The organism is Pseudomaricurvus sp. HS19 (assembly GCF_009857815.1).
In the GTDB taxonomy this organism is placed as follows: Bacteria; Pseudomonadota; Gammaproteobacteria; order Pseudomonadales; family Cellvibrionaceae; genus Pseudomaricurvus.
In genome coordinates this window covers 113,112-132,759 of the sequence record NZ_WVVW01000003.1, presented here as the reverse complement: position 1 = coordinate 132,759, position 19,648 = coordinate 113,112, and the positions used below count along the sequence as shown (strand labels likewise).

At 59.3% G+C, this 19,648-nt stretch carries 20 protein-coding genes; 11 read left to right on the top strand and 9 right to left on the bottom strand.

The window, feature by feature from the left end; genetic code table 11:
- Positions 1-77: 77 nt before the first annotated feature.
- A complete protein-coding gene (locus tag GSF27_RS11245) occupies positions 78-389 on the bottom strand; it encodes a non-heme iron oxygenase ferredoxin subunit (protein ID WP_160969034.1) in 312 nt (103 codons plus the stop codon).
- Between the two features lie 221 nt (positions 390-610).
- The gene (locus tag GSF27_RS11240; protein WP_160969032.1) at positions 611-1,999 is read right to left on the bottom strand and encodes an SRPBCC family protein; all 1,389 of its coding nucleotides are present in this window, start codon (positions 1,997-1,999) and stop codon (positions 611-613) included.
- Between the two features lie 331 nt (positions 2,000-2,330).
- Between GSF27_RS11240 and GSF27_RS11235 the strand changes: the two genes are divergently transcribed.
- From GSF27_RS11235 to GSF27_RS11220, 4 genes are all read left to right on the top strand, one after another.
- A complete protein-coding gene (locus GSF27_RS11235; protein WP_160969030.1) occupies positions 2,331-2,804 on the top strand; it encodes a VOC family protein in 474 nt (157 codons plus the stop codon).
- Positions 2,805-2,887: 83 nt separating this feature from the next.
- Complete coding sequence (locus GSF27_RS11230; RefSeq protein ID WP_160969028.1) at positions 2,888-6,397, top strand: indolepyruvate ferredoxin oxidoreductase family protein; 3,510 nt, start codon at positions 2,888-2,890, stop codon at positions 6,395-6,397.
- 159 nt (positions 6,398-6,556) lie between these two features.
- On the top strand, positions 6,557-7,534 hold the full coding sequence (locus GSF27_RS11225; RefSeq protein ID WP_160969026.1) for a nitronate monooxygenase family protein: 978 nt from the start codon (positions 6,557-6,559) through the stop codon (positions 7,532-7,534).
- A gap of 189 nt (positions 7,535-7,723) precedes the next feature.
- Entirely contained in the window at positions 7,724-8,662 is a 939-nt protein-coding gene (locus GSF27_RS11220) for an aldo/keto reductase (RefSeq protein WP_160969024.1), read from the top strand.
- Positions 8,663-8,727: 65 nt separating this feature from the next.
- On the opposite strand, the gene GSF27_RS11215 is transcribed toward GSF27_RS11220, so the two are convergent.
- The 3 genes from GSF27_RS11215 to GSF27_RS11205 all read right to left on the bottom strand — a co-directional run bounded on the left by GSF27_RS11215 (position 8,728) and on the right by GSF27_RS11205 (position 10,569).
- Positions 8,728-9,015 carry a putative quinol monooxygenase gene (locus GSF27_RS11215; protein ID WP_160969022.1) on the bottom strand — a complete coding sequence of 96 codons (288 nt, stop codon included), beginning with the start codon at positions 9,013-9,015 and terminating at the stop codon, positions 8,728-8,730.
- Positions 9,016-9,093: 78 nt separating this feature from the next.
- Positions 9,094-9,522 carry a hypothetical protein gene (locus GSF27_RS11210; RefSeq protein WP_160969020.1) on the bottom strand — a complete coding sequence of 143 codons (429 nt, stop codon included), beginning with the start codon at positions 9,520-9,522 and terminating at the stop codon, positions 9,094-9,096.
- Between the two features lie 210 nt (positions 9,523-9,732).
- Positions 9,733-10,569, bottom strand: a complete 837-nt coding sequence (locus tag GSF27_RS11205) for a sterol desaturase family protein (RefSeq protein WP_160969018.1) — start codon at positions 10,567-10,569, stop codon at positions 9,733-9,735.
- A gap of 84 nt (positions 10,570-10,653) precedes the next feature.
- Here GSF27_RS11205 and GSF27_RS11200 point away from each other — a divergent pair, with 84 nt between their 5' ends.
- Complete coding sequence (locus tag GSF27_RS11200) at positions 10,654-11,574, top strand: LysR family transcriptional regulator (protein WP_160969016.1); 921 nt, start codon at positions 10,654-10,656, stop codon at positions 11,572-11,574.
- Between the two features lie 36 nt (positions 11,575-11,610).
- On the opposite strand, the gene GSF27_RS11195 is transcribed toward GSF27_RS11200, so the two are convergent.
- Together GSF27_RS11195 and GSF27_RS11190 are read right to left on the bottom strand one after the other, a co-directional pair.
- Positions 11,611-12,012 carry a DUF1330 domain-containing protein gene (locus GSF27_RS11195; RefSeq protein ID WP_160969014.1) on the bottom strand — a complete coding sequence of 134 codons (402 nt, stop codon included), beginning with the start codon at positions 12,010-12,012 and terminating at the stop codon, positions 11,611-11,613.
- A 30-nt stretch (positions 12,013-12,042) separates the two neighbouring features.
- Entirely contained in the window at positions 12,043-13,257 is a 1,215-nt protein-coding gene (locus tag GSF27_RS11190) for a cytochrome P450 (RefSeq protein ID WP_160969012.1), read from the bottom strand.
- Between the two features lie 160 nt (positions 13,258-13,417).
- Here GSF27_RS11190 and GSF27_RS11185 point away from each other — a divergent pair, with 160 nt between their 5' ends.
- The gene (locus tag GSF27_RS11185; protein ID WP_160969010.1) at positions 13,418-14,173 is read left to right on the top strand and encodes an SDR family NAD(P)-dependent oxidoreductase; all 756 of its coding nucleotides are present in this window, start codon (positions 13,418-13,420) and stop codon (positions 14,171-14,173) included.
- A 34-nt stretch (positions 14,174-14,207) separates the two neighbouring features.
- Here GSF27_RS11185 and GSF27_RS11180 read toward each other — a convergent pair whose 3' ends face one another.
- Entirely contained in the window at positions 14,208-14,594 is a 387-nt protein-coding gene (locus GSF27_RS11180; protein ID WP_237457518.1) for a rhodanese-like domain-containing protein, read from the bottom strand.
- A gap of 99 nt (positions 14,595-14,693) precedes the next feature.
- Positions 14,694-15,605 (bottom strand): LysR family transcriptional regulator, encoded by a 912-nt coding sequence (locus GSF27_RS11175; protein WP_160969008.1) that lies wholly within the window; start codon positions 15,603-15,605, stop codon positions 14,694-14,696.
- Between the two features lie 201 nt (positions 15,606-15,806).
- Here GSF27_RS11175 and GSF27_RS11170 point away from each other — a divergent pair, with 201 nt between their 5' ends.
- The 5 genes from GSF27_RS11170 to GSF27_RS11150 all read left to right on the top strand — a co-directional run bounded on the left by GSF27_RS11170 (position 15,807) and on the right by GSF27_RS11150 (position 19,612).
- A complete protein-coding gene (locus GSF27_RS11170) occupies positions 15,807-17,105 on the top strand; it encodes an SRPBCC family protein (protein ID WP_160969006.1) in 1,299 nt (432 codons plus the stop codon).
- A gap of 3 nt (positions 17,106-17,108) precedes the next feature.
- A complete protein-coding gene (locus tag GSF27_RS11165; protein ID WP_160969004.1) occupies positions 17,109-17,432 on the top strand; it encodes a hypothetical protein in 324 nt (107 codons plus the stop codon).
- Between the two features lie 54 nt (positions 17,433-17,486).
- A complete protein-coding gene (locus GSF27_RS11160) occupies positions 17,487-18,302 on the top strand; it encodes a TauD/TfdA family dioxygenase (RefSeq protein ID WP_160969002.1) in 816 nt (271 codons plus the stop codon).
- An 89-nt stretch (positions 18,303-18,391) separates the two neighbouring features.
- A complete protein-coding gene (locus tag GSF27_RS11155; RefSeq protein ID WP_160969000.1) occupies positions 18,392-19,132 on the top strand; it encodes an SDR family NAD(P)-dependent oxidoreductase in 741 nt (246 codons plus the stop codon).
- Between the two features lie 69 nt (positions 19,133-19,201).
- Positions 19,202-19,612 (top strand): nuclear transport factor 2 family protein, encoded by a 411-nt coding sequence (locus tag GSF27_RS11150; RefSeq protein ID WP_160968998.1) that lies wholly within the window; start codon positions 19,202-19,204, stop codon positions 19,610-19,612.
- The last annotated feature ends 36 nt before the right edge of the window (positions 19,613-19,648 follow it).

The window sequence follows — 19,648 nt, the reverse complement described above, 5'->3', positions numbered from 1 at the left end:
GGTGGAACCGGGGATGCGGAAGCGGGTGGTGTCAGGGCAGTATAGCCGAGACACCTGGCGGGCCTGCCCGATAAGGCTCAGACCGCGACTTCAATCCAGTCATCAACCACCCGCACCTCATAGGTAGCAATGGGCTTGGTGGCCGGCAGGCACATGGCCTCACCAGTCTCCAGGTTGAACTGCGCCCCGTGCAGGGGGCAGGTAATGCGGCAATTGCGCACCCGACCAGCGGTCAGAAATTTCTCCTGATGGGAGCAGACAGCGGATACCGCAAACAGCTTGCCCTTGGTGTTAACCACCAGCACCGGCGTACCATTTACACGACCAGCTTTCTTACCATTGGCTGGCACGGCGTCCACTGCGCAGAAGCGCTGAAACTCTTTAGTCAAAGCAATTCACCTTTCTTCAAAAGCCCGGCAGTTCTCCCACAGCGCCCACATTCTATTGATCAACAGCGTTGTAGACAAGCAAAAGGGGGCTGGGGTCCCCCGGCAGAAGGCCGGCAGACGGGGATTCCGGGGCGTAAAAAACAAAGGGCCGGCCAACCCTGCTTGCCCTGCAAGCGCGATTGGCCGGCCCGTCGATGTCACTCGGATTGGAGGCCGGAGCCTCAGCTGTTGACGTACTTGTCGACAGTCTGCTCAAAGTGACGAATGCGGATCTCCTGGTAGTTACCCAGGGTAATACCCGGCTTGGCAGAGGCCTCCAGGCCCTGCTGCTGCAGCAACAGGTTCTCGGTGTCCTGATCCAGAATGGCGCCAAAACCGTCATTCATGGAAGGCGCCTCGCAGAAGGACTGATGCTCGGTCAGGTGCTCTTCACAGGCTGGCTCAGGACGCTCGCCATTGGCCGGCACGGGATGCATGAAGAACACCTCGTAGTAGCACTTGCGGTGATCGTCAGCCACCGGGCGGAAGCGGTAAACCATCGGCAGGGAGATACCCGGGAACAGGAAGGTGTTGGGGAACACGGTGTAGGAGAAGCAGTCCAGCAGCTCGGCATCGGACACCTTGCTCAGGTCCGTATCCGCGGCCTTGGAGAACATCTCCCGCATCATGTCCGCCATGCGCTGGCGGGCGGTCTCACCCTCTTTCAGGGTGCGGTCGGCACCTTCGAGGACAGAGGCGTCACCCACAGTGAACTGATCCAGCACATCCTGCTCGCTGTAGCGACCACGGTGGTGAGGACTCACTACGCCCAGACTGGAGATAAAGCGGTTCACGTGATCGCCGTAAGTGTCGTACTGGGAGTTGGCGTCGGCGTTGGAAACAGACACCTGCGGGTGGGTCTCCAGTACGTGATAGGCCTCCATAAAGGCCTCCATGGTCAGCTTCCAGTTAGCCGGAATGATCTTGGAAACGTGGGCCACGATGTAGCGGTCTTCCAGGCCCCACTGCTCAATGTGGGACATGGCTTCAGGGCCAAAGTACTCCGCCAGGGAGGGGGCATCCTTATCCATGTTGATAAAGACGAAACCGGCCAGCAGTTCCACACGGGCTTCCGGCAGGGAGAATTCGCTCTTGTTCACATGGGGGAAGTCCCAGTCACACAGCACTTCCTTCATGGTGCCGTCCACGTTCCAGGTCCAGCCGTGGAAGGGGCAGCGGAAGACAGTGGCAGAACCTTCGGTGCCGGATGGACGCAGCTTGGTGCCGCGGTGCATACAGGCGTTGTAGTAAGCCTTGACCTGATCTTCGGCAGTGCGGGTAACGATAAAGGAGTGTTTGCCGATGTCGTAGACGTAGTAATCACCCACTTCCGGGATGTGCTCCTCGCGGCAGGCGAACTGCCAGGTGCGGCTCCACAGACGGTCGTATTCTTTCTGCGCGTAGTCGGCATCGATGTAACGATCGACACTGACATCCTCATCACCCATAAACTGGTAAGACTCGGAGGTCACCCACTGTGGTGCCTTGACCCGGTCACGGGCAATGATTTCCTGAGTGCTGGGCTCGCCCGGGCAGCGGGCCTGGCCTTTTTCCAATGCTTGATCGCTCATGCCTCTCCTCCAGTTACCTTGGGTGGCGTCTTTGTTTTGAGTGCATTGCAGCCACTGCAATACACCTGTTGTTTGCAGGCTTATTTCTTGATTCGGTCATTATGCCACCGCCCCTGTAAAGCCAAAATGACTGCGCGGGCACCGCAACTTGCCTGCTTCTGCCACCCTGATATGCCTGCCATGCAGTTGAGGATAGACTAACCTGACCCAACCGATAGCCTGGGTTTGTGGACCATAACTAAGACAATCTGCGGCGGCGTCATTCCGCCCATCCGCAGCCCCGCAGCGCAGCCGCTGCACCGGGGCACACACCCGTTTGGAGGAGAGAACAATGATAAGAGGCATACACCACATCGGCATTCATGTGAACGACATGGACCGCATGATCGAGTTCTACCGCGAGGCCTTTGGCTTTGAGCTGGTGGGCGAAGGCTTCAGCTGGAAAGACGACGAATTCATCGACCGCATCGTGGCCGTAAAAGGCTCCGCCGCCCGCGGCTGCATGCTGCGCGCCGGCACCTGTTATATGGAGCTGTTCCAGTACAGCGCCCCGGAACCGGACTCCCCCGCGCCCAAGCAGCCCTACGACAAGGGCTACACTCATATGTGTATCGACGTCACCGACATCGAAGAGGAGTTCAAGCGCCTGCAGAGCGTCGGCATGACCTTCCCTGAGCCTGAGCCCATCAATGTGGGCCATGTGAAATCCATCTATGGCAAGGATCCCGAAGGCAATGTGATCGAGATCCAGGAAACCGTGAACTGCGACTTCCCCCTGAGCGCCCTGCCTCCGGTCGCCAAGTAACCCGGCCCGACGCCCCCTAAACCTCTACCGGGCGCCAACAGCGGACGCCCGGTAGAGGTATGCAAACTGATACTGAACACACTATGACCAAATCACCCGACTCCACCGCCCACGCCGTGACCCTGGACGACAAGTACCTCCAGACCTCCGGCCAGGTCTTTATGACCTCCAACCAGGCGCTGGTGCGCCTGCCGCTGGACCAGGCCCGCCGCGACGCGGCACTGGGCCTGAAGACCGCCGGTTTTATCTCCGGCTACCGCGGCTCGCCGCTGGGGGTCTACGATTCCGCCCTGTGGGGTGCGCAGAAGCTGCTGGACGAGCACAATATCGTCTTCCAGGCCGGCCTCAACGAGGAGCTGGCGGCCAGTTCCATCCGCGGTACCCAGGAGCTGAAGTGGTTTGGCGAGTCCCAATACGACGGCGTCTTCGGCCTCTGGTACGGCAAGGGCATCGGCGTCGATCGCGCCTGCGAATCCCTCAAACTGGGCAACTTTGAAGGCGCCTCCGCCAGCGGTGGTTTCCTGGTGGTGGCCGGGGACGACCACGGCGGCAAGTCCTCCGACAGCGCCCATCAGTCCGAACACACATTGATGGCGGCCATGACGCCGATCCTGTACCCGGCCACCATCGGCGAGATCATGGAGTTCGGCCTGTTTGGCTGGCAGATGTCCCGCTTCAGTGGTTGCTACGTGGCCCTGAAGACCATTACCGACACCCTCGACCTGTCCGCCTGTGTTGAGCTGCCCGACCCCATGCGCAGTTACAACATCCCCACTGACGTGGAGATTCCTCCGGAAGGTCTCAACCTGCGCGAGAACCTGCCACCGCTGGTGGAGGAGGAGTGGCTGGTGAACTACCGCCTGCCGGCGGCCACCGCCTTTGCCCGCGCCAATGGCATAGACCGGGTCACCGTGGATGGCGAAAAGCGCACCCTCGGTATCGTCAGTGCCGGTAAAGCCTATCTGGATGTGCGTCAGGCCATGGCTGACCTGGGCCTGGACGACGCCACCTGTGCCCGCCTCGGTATCCGCGTCTACAAACCGGGCCTGATCTGGCCCATGGACGACCAGGGCCTGACCGCCTTCGCCAGTGGCCATCAGGCACTGCTGGTGATGGAAGAGAAGCGCCCGGTGATGGAAGACCAGATCGCCCACGCCCTCTACGGCCTCAGTGCCGACCTGCGCCCGGCACTGGCGGGCAAGAAAGACCTGCAGGGCAAATCCCTGCTGCCAGCGGTGGGTGAACTGAGCGTGCCCAAGGTACGCCACGCCCTCAAAACCCTGCTGGAGCAGCTGGGTATCGAAGACGAGAGCGTTAACGCCCGCTTCGCCGAGCTGGAGCAGGTAGAGCAGCAAGCCCTGAGCGCCGGCAGCGGCAGCATCCGCCCGGCCTACTTCTGTTCCGGCTGCCCCCACAACACCAGCACCAACATCCCCGACGGCTCCCGCGCCCTCGGCGGCATCGGCTGCCACGGCCTGGTGGCGGTGGTGATGGACCGCAACACCATGCAGTTTATGCCCATGGGTCACGAGGGCTCCGGCTGGGCCGGCGTCAGCCACTTCGTGGACACCCCGCACATGTTCCAGAACATGGGCGACGGCACCTACTCCCACTCCGGTGTACTGGCCATCCGCGCCTCGGTGGCGGCCAAGGCCAACATCACCTACAAGGTGCTCTACAACGACGCCGTGGCCATGACCGGCGGCCAGCCGGTAGAGCAGGGCATCACCCCCATCGACATGGTGAACCAGCTGCTCTCCGAGGGCGTGCGCCCGGTGATGCTGGTGACCGACCAGCCCGATAACTACAAACACCTGAAGCTGCCCGCCAACTGCGAGCTGCACCACCGCGACGAGCTGGATGCCGTCCAGCGCCGCTTGCGCGAGACCCCCGGCGTCACCGGTATCGTCTACGAGCAGACCTGCGGTACCGAAAAACGCCGTCGCCGCAAGCGCGGCCTGATGGACGATCCGGATCGCCGTGTGTTCATCAACCAGGACGTCTGTGAGGGCTGCAGCGACTGCTCCGTGCAGTCCAACTGCATCAGCATCCAGCCGCTGGAGACCGAGTTCGGTCGCAAGCGCAAGATCGACCAGTCCACCTGCAACAAGGATTTCAGCTGCGTGAAGGGCTTCTGCCCGTCGTTTGTCAGTGTGCAGGGGGCAAAAATCGCCACCCACACCAGCGGCGACGCCTCGGCCCTGGAACAGTTGATCGCCAGCCTGCCGGAGGCCCCGGTGGCCCCGCTGGATGAGCGCGGCTACAACATCCTGGTGGCCGGTATCGGCGGCACCGGTGTACTCACCATCGGCGCCTTGCTGGGTATGGCCGCACACCTGGACGGCAAGGGCAGCTCCATTCTCGACCTCACCGGCATGGCGCAGAAGGGCGGTACTGTCACCAGCCATATCCGCATCGGCCAGAGTCCCGACGGCATTTACACCTCGCGGCTCAGTGAAGGCATGACCGACCTGCTGCTGGCCTGCGACCTGATCTCCGCCTCCGGCGCCCCGGCGCTGAAGACCGTGCGGCCGGGCCACACCGCCGCCATCCTCAACACCGATGTAGCCCCCACCGGCGACTTCCAGAGCAACAAGAACCTGGACCTGGGCGAGGCGCGCCTGCGCAAGGCGATCCTCGACGCCATCGCCGGTGGCCCGTCGTTCGACCTGCACGCCAGCGAACTGGCCACCGACCTCACCGGCGACAGCATTGGCACCAACGTGCTGATGATGGGCTACGCCGCCCAGAAGGGATTGTTGCCGCTGTCGGTGGCGTCCATCGAAGAGGCAATCCGCCTCAACGGCACCTTTGTTAAAGGCAACCTGCGCACCTTCGCCCTGGGTCGCCTCGCCGCTCACAATCCCAAGGCGCTGGCTGAGCAACTGGAAGCTCATGACCCCCTGCCATCCCTGGAAACCGTGGAAGCAGTGCTGGCCAGCCGTATCCCGCGCCTGACCGATTACCAGAACGAGGCCTACGCCGGGGCCTACAGCGACTTTATCGCCGACATCCGCGCCAAAGTGAGCCAGGTACCCGGCAGCGACGAATTTGTCCGTCAGGTGGCCCTGACCCTGGCCAAACTGATGGCCTACAAGGACGAGTACGAAGTGGCACGGCTCTACTCCCAGCCCGCCTTTATGGAGCGCCTGAAACACCAGTTCAGCGGCGACCTCAAGCTCAGCTTCCACCTGGCGCCCCCCATGCTGCCGGGCAAGGACACCTCCGGGCGACCGAAAAAACGCACCTTCGGCCCTTGGGTACTGAGCGCCTTCAGGCTGTTGGCCAGGGCCAAAGGCCTGCGCGGTACCGCCCTGGACCTGTTCGGCTATACCGCGGAGCGCCGCATGGAGCGGGCCCTCATAGGTGAGTATCGGGAGTTAATTGGTGGTATAGTGCCGCGTCTTGCTCAGAGCAATCTGAACGAAGCCATCGCCCTGGCCCGTGCCGCTGCCGACATCGGCGGCTATGGACCGGTCAAGGAAGCGTCGGTGGAGGAGTACCGCAAACAGCTGCCGGGGCTTAAGCAAGCCTTTGACAACCCCGGTGTGCAGATTGCCGAACCCCAGCTAATAAAAGTACAGCAAGCCTGAGCCCCCGCCCCGGCTTGCTGAAGAGAACAAAAGTGAACCACAAGACAGCGCCCCGGCAGGGGAATGCCAGTCTGGCCTGCATCACTGACCTGTCCCGGACAGGACAGCGACGCGGGCAGCCGACCGCTGTCATTTGACGAGAATTGGAGTAGAACCCCTATGGCACTGAAGACACGTTTCACCGAGCTGGTCGGTATTGAGAAGCCCATCGTACAGGGCGGCATGATGTGGGTTGGCCGCGCCGAGCTGGCCGCCGCCGTTTCCAACGCCGGTGGCCTGGGCATCCTCACCGCCCTGACCCAGCCTACCCCTGACGACCTGCGCAAAGAGATCGAGCGCTGCCGCCAGATGACCGACAAGCCGTTCGGTGTGAACCTGACCATCCTGCCTTCCGTTAACCCACCGCCTTACGCCGAGTACCGCAAGGCCATCATCGAGATGGGCGTAAAAGTGGTTGAGACCGCCGGTCACAACCCAGGTGAGCACGTGGAAGACTTCAAGAACAACGGCATTATCGTGGTTCACAAGTGTACTGCCGTGCGTCACGCGGTATCCGCCGAGAAGATGGGCGTTGACGCCATCTCCATCGACGGCTTCGAGTGTGCCGGTCACCCCGGTGAAGATGACATCCCCGGCCTGGTACTGATCCCTGCTGCCGCCGACAAGGTTTCCATTCCCATGATCGCCTCCGGCGGTATCGGCGATGGTCGCGGCCTGGCTGCCGCCCTGGCACTGGGCGCCGAAGGTGTGAACATGGGTACCCGTTTCTGCGCCACCGTGGAAGCGCCAATCCATGACAACGTCAAGCAGCTGCTGGTGAGCAACACCGAGCGTGACACCAACCTGATCTTCCGCTCCCTGCGCAACACCGGTCGTGTCGCCAAGACCGGTCGCTCTTCCGAAGTGGTTGAGATCCTCAAGAACCCTGAAGCCACCTTCGGCGATGTTCACCACCTGGTGAAAGGTGCCGACGGTCGCGTGGCACTGGAAACCGGTGACACCGAAGCGGGTCTGGTATGGGCCGGTCAGATCCAGGGCCTGATCCACGACATTCCTACCTGTCAGGAACTGCTGGATCGCATGGTGGCTGACGCTGAAGCCATCATCAAAGGTCGTCTGGCTGGTTTCCTCGGTTAATCCAGGAACCTGCGCAACGCCAACGAAAAGCCCCGCACCTGCGGGGCTTTTTTTGCTCAATCCAATTTGCTTCTGCCAACACCCGCCGCCACAAGGCGAATTCGCCAAACCGCGAACTGCTCTGGACTCACAGCGGGGTGAACAGGACAATGACCCCTTTTCGTATTTTGCCATTTGCAGGAGGCACACATGCACACACGCAATGTCGGTAACACAGGCCTGCGGGTCTCCAGCATCGGCTTTGGCTGTAATAACTTTGGCCTCAAAACCGATCTCACTGCCTCTACCAAGCTGGTACACAACGCCCTGGACGCCGGTGTCACCCTGTTTGATACCGCACCGGTTTACGGTGCAGAGTGGGGCCAGTCTGAGTCTATCCTCGGCAAGGCACTGGGCCGTCGTCGCCAGGACGCCGTGATCGTCACCAAGTTCGGGATGTGCCCGGACTACTCCCGCAACACCTCACGCAGCAATATCCTCAAGCAGGTGGATGAAAGTCTGGGCCGACTGGGCACCGATTACATCGATATTTACATGCTGCACTGGCCCGATGTGAGCACCCCCATGGAAGAGACCCTGCGGGCACTGGACGACCTGGTCACCAGCGGCAAGGTGCGTTACCTGGGCTGCGGTAACCTGCCGGCGTGGCAGGTGGTGGAATCCCAGTGGCTGTCGAAGAACGAAGGCCTGCACCGCTACATCGTCACCCAGGAGGAGTATTCGCTGGTGGGCCAGCAGAACCGCCAGAGCCATATCCCGGCGCTGGAAAAGTACGGCATGGCGCTGATGCCCTACTCACCACTGGCCAACGGCCTGCTCACCGGCAAGTACTCCGCCAGTGGCGAACTGCCCAGCGACACCCGCCTGGCGAAAAACCTGTGGAATATGGGCGACCGCTACCTGACACCGGAGCGCCTGCAGCTGGTGGACAAGCTCAGTGCCTTCGCGCAAGAGCGCGGGCACAACCTGCTGGAGCTGGCCATCTCCTGGCTGCTGGCACAACCGGTGGTGTGCAGCGTCATCGCCGGCACAACGACACCACAGCAGCTGCAGAAAAACCTGGAGTGCGGCGAGTGGAAGCTGGCTGCGGAAGAGATGCAACAGATCGATCAGATTTGTCAGGGCTAAGACGACTGTCCCTGGAATACCGATAAGGGATATGCTCCGGGACCAAACCCGGAGCAGTCACTCAATTACTTGATTTCAAACAGCAGGGTTTTAGGCGGACCCGCCAGGCGCGAGGCCATGGCATCCATGGAACCGGCTTCACGCATCCTCTCTGCGTACTGATCATGCAGCTCTTTTGACTCCCACACTTCCGAGAGTGCCACCCGATCGGGAGTCTCCAGATTCAGCAGCACCTCCACCGACTCACAACCTTCCACACTTTCAATGTTGGGCTTGGCGGACTGCAACATTTGCACAAAGGCGTCTGTCTCGCCGGCCTTCAATTCGAATTCTACAATCAGTCTTATACTCATTTTTCGTTCCGATGTTTATTGTTTTATAACTTTAACCAGGCAAGGGTACGTACCGTTACGCTTAACGACGACTGTGCTTTAAACGCCGCAAACACCAACCAGCCCACTCAAGACCACCAGCACCATATGAGGGTAAGCGACCGTCGGCGCCAGTGCATTGCGCAGGTACTCCTTCACCATACCCATCATACCGGGTCGCAATTGCAACCAGCGTTGGTTGTATTGCATAGGAGCGGCGGTATCGGGATATTCGCTGCTCAGTACTGCTTCCACTTCCAGCAAGCGGGCATTGATGCGGGACTGCCAGGTTTTCCAGATGCCATCCTGCAACCACAGGGTAGCTGCTACCAGTGCTGCCCAAAAATCCACCTGCAGTGCAAACAGCAAATATGCCGTGACCACCACATTAGTCAGTTTGATCAGCAGCGAAAACTTCTCATAGCTGTCGTATTGGTTCTGCAACAGCATCCACTCTGCCTGGTAGCTGCTCTCCTTACCTGAAGTCATCCTGACCGATTCCTTGTAGTGCCATTCCTGACGAACAAAACCCACAGCTTGTGACTGTGGGCTCACCGCGCGGTTTGCGAGTTTCCCAAACCACATTTAAGACATCGATTGTAGCGCCACTCGCCGGGCAAATCGAACAGGGTACCCAGGTCCGCCCTGAAAACAACAAAGCCCGCAATAGCGGGCTTTGTGCCGATCATCTTGCAGCTCTCACAGCTGATCGGGTTGGGGTGACGCCATCACCCGGGCCGGCTTGTGGCGATAGAGTGGGTAGAACAGCTCCTCCGCCCAGTGCGGTCTTGCCCCCGGCACCCCGTAACGGGCCGGACGACCCTCGGGGATATGCAGGGTACCGAACATCCAGTCAAACACCGACAGGAAGAGACCAAAGTTGCGATAGTGTTTGCCATCAGCGCCACCAAAGCCGTGGTGGGTGTGATGAATACCGGGCGACACCAGCAGGTGTTCCAGGGCTCGAAAGGGTTTGCCCGTGAGCCGGTTGCTGCGCAAGGAATCGTCCCAGCGGAAGTTGCTGTGGGTAAAGATGCCCCACATGGCAAAGATCAGGATGCTGACACTGGCCGCCTGATACAGGCCCAGGTAAAACGCCAGCGAGTGCACCCAGGCCAGGGGTGACACCAGCCCCCAGAACAGATTGATGCGGAAATGCAGGATCACGTTGGCGTAGCTGGCGGTGTGATGGGTGCGGTGCAGGGGCCAGATCCAGCCCAGCCAGCGGTTATTGCGCTTGAGGTGGGATGCCCGGTGTACCCAGTAGTTGCAGAACTCCGCCAGCAGCACGATACCAATGAGTGCCGGCCAGAAGGGCAGATCTGCCAACGCCCCTTTAGGAGCAGGCACCAACCAACCGATAAATACAGCCAGACCCACCGCCAGCATCGGGCGAATGGTGTACCCCAACGCAATACAGAGGCCGTTCACCAGATAGTCATTGCCGTTGTAGATGCCGCGATGCCGGCCAGCCAGTAACTCGGCCACAAATACAATGCCCAGTACCGTGCCTATCCAGAGATGTATGTCCTGCATGGGGAGTGCCTCACTTTCTTATGCTGTGGAGGGATTCTGGCTTGCACCCCAGCCTGCGTCCAATGCATTATTTATCAAAATCTTATGAGTTATATGCATATGGACATCCGCAGCCTGCGCCACGTGATCGCCCTCGCCCGGGAACGCAATTTCACCCGCGCCGCCGAACGGGTGCACCTCACGCAGCCGGCCCTGTCACGCAGCATCCAGACACTGGAAGAGAAACTGCAGCTGAAGATCTTCGACCGGGACCGGGGCAGTGTGCACCTGACCGCCGTGGGCCAGGATTTTGTGCTGCGGGCCGAGAGCCTGCTGCGGGAGATGGATGACTTCGAACAGGTAATGGCACGAATCGCCAGTGGCGATGACGGCGAGGTACGTTTTGGCATGGCCCCGTTGCCGGCCAAGGCACTGCTGCCGCAGCTGGCGCAGGAGCTGCTCAGCAGTGACAGCAAATTGCGCTGGCAGGCGGAGGTGCAGACAGCCAGGGACCTGCTGGCGCTGTTGCTGGATGAGAAGATCGAGTTTTTTGTCTGTGCCGAGGAGCAACTGCCGGCCAACGCGCCGGTAGACCAGCTGACACTGGCCAGCTTTCCGATCTCGTTTGTGGTGCGCAACGGCCACCCGTTGCTGGCAGAGGCATTACCGGCGGCCTCCCGACAGTTTCCGGTCATTGCCACCGGGCACTTCGGTGCCAGCAGCTATCGCGGCTTTCCTGCCGACTGGCGTGATCACCTGGAGCAACCACCGCGCCTGGTCACCAGTGACTACGGGCTACTGACCCGACTGACCCAAACCACCGACGCCGTCTGGCCCATCTCCTGGCTGGCGGTGGCCAACGAACTGCGCAGCGGCCAACTCTGTTTATTACCGGGAACCGAGGGAGAGGCTGCCGTCAGTTTCAGGATGGTGTGCTACACCCTCAAACAGCGTTCACTCTCCCCCGCGGCGCAACAGCTGCTGCAACGACTGCAGCGGGAAATGGCGCAACTGCTGCAGGACTAAGCCCTGCCATTCACAGAAGCGGCATTGCTGTCGACATCAAAACTTCGGCAAGGTCGCGATCAGGCGCGAGTCCTGCAATGCCGCCATACGATGTTTGACGGCGGCAGCATAGTCACTGCCGGTAATCAGGCTCATAAAAGCCTGCAGGTCTGGATAGCGCACCATCAATACCTGATCCCAGCACTCGTCCTGCGGCCCGATAACCGTCGCCCGTGCGTCCCCGTACCAGATCACTTCGCCGCCCACCGCCTGCAGCAATGGCGCTGCCGCGCGACTGTAACGCCGATAGGCTTCTTCTCCGGACACTTCATCACCCGTACTTCGATAGTCCGCCCGCTGGCGAAAACGCAGCAGGTTAAGCATGACGAATGGAGTATCGGCGGGCAGCTGTTCAGTCAGTTGTTGCAGCTGTTCTTTGCTGGCTTCTATGGTTTCCATGTTATCTCCCGCTTCTCCTGCGCTGAACCCTCAGCACTCAAACTTGATCGGTAAACTCTGTAATCCCCAGGCGCCGAGAAACGGTCGCCACTGTAACTCACCAGCCAACTGCGGCTGACGCAGGCGCTGTGCGATCAGGTGCAAACCTTCCTCCAACTGTGCCCGCGCCAGGAACTGACCCAGACAGATATGCTCACCACGGCCAAAGGCCAGGTGACGCTGTTCACTGTTGCGCAACGGATCAAAGCGATCGGGGTCAGAAAACACTGCAGGATCACGGCCGCTGAGGGGTATGGAAAACGCCAGTAACGTCCCCCGGGGAAAATGCACACCGTCGTACTCAAACGCTTCCTTGACCGTGCGGAAGAAGGTAGCGATTGAGGAGAAGCGCAACATCTCTTCAATGACCTGGCGACAGAAAGGCAGCTCGTCGGCACAACGCTGCCAGTAGTCCGGATGCGACAGCAATTGGTGTACTGTCAGCGTGAGAATGTTTGTCGATGTGTCGTAGCCGGCGATCAACAGGTCCAGCAGCATAAACCGCAGATCATCATCGCTGATCCTGCCGCTGTTTTTACTGACGATCAGGGCATCCAGCAATCCGTCCCCGTGAGGCTGCTCAAGCGCACCGGTCTCACGAGTGGTTACAATGCGATCCACAAAGCACCACAGGTTATCGTAAGCCCTCAAAAAATCTTCTTTCAGTTGAGGCTGCAATCCGAACAGCGTCATATAGGTTTCGATATCGGCGCGAATGGTGGCAATGGAATCCGGCGGAACGCCGAGGATCCCGCACAACACTGTCACTGGAAAGTGGGCCGCAAACTCCGCAAAATCAAAAGCGCCCAGAGGCGACCACTGATCCAGCAGGTCGCTGATCACCTGCTGCATCAACGGTCGCGCCTGTTGCGCCCGGCGCGGTGAAAATGCCTCTGCCACACTCATACGCAACCGGTGGTGATCGACGCCGGATTTTGATTGCATCATCTCCAGCATAAAGCGCGCCCAGTGTGAGTCGCCTGCCTGATAGAAATCCACCACCCCGGCCAGTCCCATCTCCAGCTTGTCATCCATGGCACCGAGCTCCCGCAGGGCCTGATAGCCGTAGACCACATAGCCGGATTCAAAACCTGCCAGCCATGGGTGGTGTGAGCGAGCCTCGGCCACAAAGGCAAACGGGTCGCGATGAAAGTCGGGATCACTGACAGGTAAATGGGGCAGGTTCAACTTCTGGATGGAAGTCATGGCATTACTCTGTATCTTGTTTTTATTATCTGATGGCTGCCTGATGACAGCTTACCGGGTGGTTTCTTTCCTGACCTGGATTTGAGGGTATAGTAGCCCCCAAGCGCCATCAATGTAGCAGAAGCACACAATCCAATAACAATAACGATCAGGACCTACTATGCAGACGCAACAACGAGTTGCCCTTGTAACCGGCGGCGGCGCCGGTATGGGCGAAGCCACCGCCCAACGTCTGGCCCGGGACGGTCTCGCAGTGGCCGTACTGGATATCAATCAGGAAAACGCCCGACAGGTGGCGGCGGCCATTACCGCATCCGGTGGCAGGGCCCTGGCGTGCAGCGCGGATATCTCCGAGCGCGCTCAGGTTGATAACGCCATCGCCACCATTCACGCACAACTTGGCCCCATCAGTGTTCTGGTCAACAACGCCGGGATTGAGGACTTTACCCCCTTCACCGAAATCAGCGACGACAACTGGCAGCGCCAGATCGGTGTCAATCTGACGGGTAATTACTACGTCACCCAGGCGGTGGTGCCCGATATGATTGCGCAGCAGTGGGGACGGATCATCAACATATCCTCCTTCGGCGCCCAGGTGGGCGCCCCGAACATGGTGCACTACACCGCCGCCAAGGGTGGCATTATTGCCATGACCCGCTCACTGGCGCAGGAGCTGGGAAGACAGGGGATTACCGTAAACGCCGTGGCCCCCGGGTTTATCGATACCCCCATGGCGCAGCGCACCATTGCCGCCGCCAAACTGGGGGAGAATATCGACGCGGTACTGGCCAGCTACCCCATTCCCCGTCTTGGCAGGCCCGAGGAAGTGGCGGCCGCAACAGCGTTCTTTGCCTCGGAAGAGGCCGGTTACATTACCGCGCAATTGCTTGGCGTGAACGGCGGCACCGCGGTTTAGCAAGCGCCGCCCCAATGGAACGCAGGCCGTTGGACTACTCGAAATCCAGCTCGTCGGCGCGCGCCACCGGCTTGCCCGCCTCCAGCCAGGCATCAAAACCACCGGCAATACTGGTGACACTCAGGTAACCCATCTGCTGCAGGCTGCAGGCCGCCAGTGCGGCGCGGCCACTGCTTTTGCAATAGAGCACCAGGGGCAGGTCGCGACCGGCCAGCTCCGGGGAACCGGAGAGTTTGAATTCCAGCAAACCGCGGGGAATATTGATCGCACCCGGCACGTGACCCTGCCGGTACTCGTCCGGCTCGCGCACATCAATCACCGCCGCCGCCCGGGTAATGGCGTCATCCACCTGCGGCAGTGACACTTCAGTGATCCTGGCCTTGGCTTCCAGTACCAGTTCATGGGCATCTTTCATCTTCATGGTCTCCTGCGTTGCTGACACTGACGCCAGCAGGGTATCAACACTGTGCTTGTGACTCTGACACCCGCTGAATAAATTTGCCTTGATCCGGATGCGGAATCAGGCCGATGGCCGGGAATTGCGACCCATCACCTCCAGCGCGGTATCGTAGAAGGCGCTGATCAGGCTGGAGAACGACAGCTGGAAAGGGTAGAGCATATACATATCCACCTTCGCCGCCTGCCACTCCGGCAGCAGCGGTACCAGCTCATCGCTGGCCACAATCATCTGTTGCGGCAGGATGCCCACACCCAGTCCCTGCAGCACATACTGCTTGCAGATCTGGAAACTGTTGGCACGCGCGCGCACCAGGGGCGAGAACTCCAGCTGCTTCCTGCCGTTGTCCAGTACCAGTTTATTGGACGAGCCGTAGAAGTCGGTGTCGATGAGCGGCAGTTTGTTCACCTGCGACGGAGCGGTAACCGGCTCTGCCAGGGACTCCAGATAGACCGGAGAGGCACAGAGAAAGCAGTCCAGGGTGAACACCTTGCGGGCGATCAGGGAGGAGTCCTGCAGCGGGCCCACTCCCAGCACCAGGTCGAACCCGTCCTTAACCGGGTGCGCCATACTGTCTACGAGGCGGATCTCCAGCCGTGATTTCGGAAAGCGCTGCAGGAACAGCGTGCTGACATTGGCGGCGTAGTCGATGCCTACAAATACCGGCATCGCCACCCGCAGCGCACCCTGAGGCTCCTGCTTGCTGCCCTCTACCAGGGCACGGATATCGTTGGCCTCGGTAAAGATCTTGAGGCTGTGCTGGTAAACCTGCTCCCCCAGGTCGGTCACCGACAACTGATGGGTATTCTTGCGCAACAGCTTGATCCCCAGGTCCGCCTCCAGCTTGCTGATCTTGCGACTGACGGTGGACTTGGGCATCCCCAGCAGTGCCGCCGCGCGGGAGAGACTGCGGCACTCCACCACCTTGCTGAACACCAGCAGCGCGTCCACATTGAAAGGGAGGTTCTGTTCCATTACGCCACTCTCAGAAGTACACGGGCCAGGACCCTTATCCTGTTCCATTATTGCAACACCATGTTTTTATTTAAGGTCTTTTTGCGATATTGAGTCAAGAGTAAGATCGTCCAAACAATAATCAGCTTGCCCTCAAGGTGAGCGTTCAATGCGATAACCCCGGGCCTGAAGAGTCGGTGGAAATAATTGAAGGAGAGCCTGATGAGTGACGACCCCATCGTTAAGAAGCCCGAAAGCGGCTTCTGGCATGACGCCTACCCGGAGCTGGGGCGCGGTCCCATCTCCCTGGAAGACAGTGTCTGCCCGGAGTTCTACGAAAAGGAGAAAGAGCACGTCTTTCGCAAGAACTGGCTCTGTGTCGGACGCGTTGAACAAGTCCCGAAAAAGGGCAGCTATTTCACCCGTGAGCTGGCCATTCTCGACACCTCCGTGCTGGTGGTGCGAGGCAAGGATGATGTGATTCGCGCCTTCCACAACGTCTGCCCCCACCGCGGCAATAAGCTGGTATGGCAGGACGACCCGTTCAAGGAGATGGAGGGCAATGCGCCACTGCTCTACTGCCGCTTCCACGGCTGGCGCTTCAACCTGGATGGCTCCCTCATCAAGCCCTCCCGCGCCGACCTGCTGCTGGATTTTGACGGCAGCAAGTGCAGCGTTCCCGCTATCCAGTGCGATACCTGGGGCGGTTTTGTCTTTATCAATATGGATCCTGACAACAAGCAGACGGTGCGGGATTTCCTCGGCGAGTTTGCCGACGGACTGGAAGGTTACGACTTCGACGGGCCACACCAGGTGTACAAGTTCAAGGCCGAACTGCAGTGCAACTGGAAAATCTTCATGGATGGCTTCGCCGAGAGTTATCACGGCCCCTACCTGCACGCCAACTCCTTCGGGGCGCTGACAGAAGTGGCCAAGATGGATGCCGCCAACCCCTACACCGATGCACTGGCCTATCAGCTGAGCGGACCACATCGTATGTTCTCTTTCTACGGCGAACCCTCCAAAGAGACGCCGTTCTCCCGCCCGATTGAGAAGCTCACCGAATCCAGCCCCGCCGGTCCCTGGAACAAGAAACCCAGCGACAAGCCATTGCCGAAAGGATTGAACCCGACCCGTTCCGACAAGTACGGCTTTGACTCCTTCCAGTTCTTCCCCAACTTCGTACTCATCTTCTCTTCGTCCGGGTTTACCACCCATCTGCACTGGCCGACGGGACCGCACTCACACATCATTGAAGTGGATATGTATTTCAAACCGCCCACCACCCACAAGGAGCGCATCTCCCAGGAGCTAACTGTCTCCTTCCTCAACGATATTGTTCTGGAAGACGCCAGCCCCCTGGAAGGCATGCAGGCCATGCTCAACAGCCGCGCACTGACACACTTCCACGCCAACGACGAAGAGATTCTGGTCCGCCACCTGCACAAGGTGGTGCAGGACACCGTGGAAGAAGGTGAGAAAGAAAAGAACAAAAATATTATTGCGAAGCAGGGGGGCTAACCAATGACCTCAAAATTACCGCAACAATTCCGGGAGCTTGAGTGCTGGGTAGAAGAGTGGGGCATCGAAGATGGCCACCAGCGCTACGTAAAGCGGGTCAACAGCACCATGGAGCAGCTGAAAGCCTTCTACAACGACATGTTTCCCCGCGGCAAGGAGGCGATTGAGTACATCAACCAATTTGATTACAGCGAGCCATTGCCGGAAGACGCGGCCAACCTTCGCAATCTGGTCTACTCACTGATAACCGTTGCCCTGGCAGTCGAAGTGTGGCGCCAGCCCCGGGTCAAACACTCGGCCAACACCATCCTGACGCGAATTTGTTGATCGCCAATTCATTGTATCAGGGCAGTCGCCGTGAACTGCCTGTTGAGGTGAACCATGAGCTTTACAGTCATCAACCTGACACCCCGCATCGGCAGTGAAATCAAAACCGATGTGCAGACCCTGCTGTCCGGAAAACACTCGAGGGATATCCGTGAAATTCTCGAGCACCGCGGCGTAGTGGTGTTCCGCAACATGCCCATTAACGACGAACAGCAAGTCGCTATCGCCAAAACCCTGGGCACCATTCCCGACAATGAAGGCGAGGGCGGCATTTACAAAATCTCCCTCGACAAGGGTATCAACGCCCGCGCTGACTACCTGAAGGGCTCCCTGATGTGGCACTCCGACGGCTCGCTGCAGAAGTACCCCAACCTGGGTGCGCTGCTGCGCCCGATGAAGTTGTCCGAAGTCGGCGGCCAGACAGAGTTTGCCAACACCTACGCTGCTTACGACGATCTCAGCGACGCGGAAAAATCTGACTACGACAAACTGCGGGTAATTCACAGCGCTGAAGCATCACAATATTACGTGCGCCCGGAAATGAGCTACGCCGAGGTACAGCAGTGGCAACAGGTACCCAACAAAAACTGCCCGCTGGTGTGGCAACACCAGTCCGGTCGCAAGTCCCTGTTACTGGGGGCTACCTGCGACTATGTGGTCGACATGAAAATTGAGGAGAGCCGAGCGCTGCTGGCCAAGCTACGCGACTGGTCCACCCAGCCACAGTATGTCTACCGCCACGAATGGCAACTGGGCGACCTGCTGATCTGGGATAACACCGGCACCATGCACCGCGCCATCCCCTATCCGGAAGACAGTGGTCGCCTGATGCACCGCACCATCCTTGAAGGGGAAGAGCCTTTGAATTGATGTTCCCGGTGATGCTATAACCATTAACACGCAAAACCGCCGCAAGGCGGTTTACTTATAAAAATAAAACCCGTTCCGGAGTATCAGTGATGTCTTTACTTACCGATCAGGTTGCCATCATCACCGGTGGCGCCAGCGGCCTCGGGCGTGCCTCGGTAAAACGTTTTGTGGAAGAGGGTGCCCGTGTCGTGATTGCCGACGTCAATCGCGAGCAGGGTGAAGCCCTGGCGCTGGAACTGGGTGACAGCACCCGCTTCAAGCAGACTGATGTCAGCAACGAAGCGCAGATTGAAGAGCTGGTGCAGTTTGCGCTGGATCAGTTTGGCGACCTGCACTGCATGTACAACAACGCCGGCATCAGCGGTGCCGTACACAACAGCTACCTGGAAGATGACCTGGCCGACTTTGACCAGGTCATCGGCGTTAACCTGAAGGGCGTTATGCTGGGCAGTCGCGCCGCAGGACGCTATATGGCGAAACAGAAACGCGGTTCCATCATCAACACCTCTTCCATCGCCGGCCTTAAACCCGGCCTGCCATTGATCACCTATCGTGCCGCCAAAGCCGGTGTGATTCACTACACCAAATCCATTGCCAAGGAGCTTGGTGCCTACGGCGTGCGGGCAAACTGTATCTGCCCCGGTCATATTCCCGCCGCCCAGACCTTTTACGATATGGACGAGATGGTACGGCGCAAGCAGCCGCTGGAACGTCGTGGCACTCCGGAGGATGTAGCCAACGCGGCAATCTATCTTGCGAGCGAACTGTCAGCGCAGGTGACAGGGCTTGTATTGCCGGTTGATGGCGGGTCCAATCTGGGCAAAGACTAAAGCGCAGGGGCTAGGGACTAGGGACTAGGGACTAGGGAAAAATTAAAAAATAACGCAGAGACGATAGCTATGAGTGATAACAATAAGAAAGTGGTACTGGCATTTATTGAAGCGATGGGTAACGGCGATCCGGAAGCCGCAGCCCCCTGTATTACCGAAGATGCCTACACCCTGGCCAAGGGCTTTGGCAGCTTTGCCGGTGTACGCGAGCACGACACCATTCTCGCCACCATCGGTGCTTTTCATCAGTTGATGCCCGCCGGCATGAAGCCGGAGATCGTCAGCGTGATTGCCGAAGGCGATAAAGTGGTGGTGGAGTTTGAGGGCAACGGTATTCTTTACAACGGTGAGCCTTACGGTAATGAGTACTGCATGGTGTTCCGGATGCGTGACGGCAGGATATGTCAGGTCAACGAATACTTCTGCACCCTGCTGGCGGAACAACGGTTGTGGCCAGTGATCAAGGACATGCAGCTGTAAGCTTCCCAGCCCCAGCTATCGGCATAAGACCACCAA